The sequence below is a fragment of the Streptococcus suis genome (assembly GCF_002960445.1).
Classification (GTDB): Bacteria; Bacillota; Bacilli; order Lactobacillales; family Streptococcaceae; genus Streptococcus; species Streptococcus hyiners.
This window is the reverse complement of sequence record NZ_POJD01000087.1, coordinates 1-352: the sequence shown is the minus strand read 5'-3', so window position 1 is coordinate 352 and position 352 is coordinate 1. Positions and strand designations below refer to the sequence as shown.

1 protein-coding gene is annotated in these 352 nt (G+C 28.1%); it reads right to left on the bottom strand.

Translation table 11 applies throughout. The features are described 5' to 3' along the window. Positions 1 to 162: 162 nt before the first annotated feature. On the bottom strand, positions 163 to 352 hold a 190-nt coding region (locus C1G53_RS01820; RefSeq protein WP_153046636.1), incomplete at its 5' end, for a helix-turn-helix domain-containing protein.

Here is a 352-nt window from a genome sequence, read left to right as displayed (position 1 = left end):
CAAAAAAACAAAAACTTGAAAACGCTCACATTTATTTTGAGAAATTCTTCACATTTTTAACCTTATTTATAAATAATTATCGATTATATCATCTAAATTCTGCATAATTCTTTCCGTTATATCATTATATGAATTTTTATTTTTTTATAAAAAACAGAAACTTCAATGAGTTTCTGTCAAATTTTCTAAGAAATAATCAATATCTAAATAAGTTAACTGTTTATGGCTATAAGCTATTTTACCATCCTGCTTCAGTTGCTTCAAAACATGGCTAACCGTTTCCCGTGTCGTAGCTGCTAAACGCGAAATCTCTTGAATATGAATTTCAAATGGCAAGGTAGCAAACTGCTCT